Annotated in this window: 1 protein-coding gene; it reads left to right on the top strand. The window is 41.4% G+C overall.

All coding sequences use genetic code 11. The features are described from left to right. Position 1: 1 nt before the first annotated feature. On the top strand, positions 2-486 hold a 485-nt coding region (locus tag DOT_RS08710; RefSeq protein ID WP_040411703.1), incomplete at its 3' end, for a reverse transcriptase domain-containing protein.

The raw sequence follows: 486 nt of genomic DNA on the forward strand, positions 1-486 counted from the left end.
GATGCGGCCTTTGGGAATACCAATTATTAAAGACAGAGTATTTCAAAACATTGTTAAGAACGCTCTTGAACCCCAATGGGAAGCAAGATTTGAACCTTCATCATATGGATTCAGACCAAAACGGAGTACTCAGGATGCCATTGTTAACCTATTCACCAAGCTATCAGCAAGGAGCACTAGGCAATGGATTTTTGAAGGTGACTTTAAAGGGTGCTTTGATAACCTTAGCCATCAACATATAATGGACTGTCTCGAAGGATTCCCTGCCAAAGAAACAATCAGTAAATGGTTGAATGCAGGATACATTGACAATGGTTCCTTTAATGATACCTACTCTGGAACACCACAGGGCGGAGTTATATCCCCATTGTTAGCCAATATAGCTCTCCATGGGATGGAAGAAGAACTGGGTGTCAGATACCATCGTGATAGAGGCAATCATAAACTAGCCAGTAAATCAGCTGGAGTGGTAAAATTTGCAGATGA

It is taken from the genome of Desulfosporosinus sp. OT, assembly GCF_000224515.1.
Lineage (GTDB): Bacteria > Bacillota > Desulfitobacteriia > Desulfitobacteriales > Desulfitobacteriaceae > Desulfosporosinus.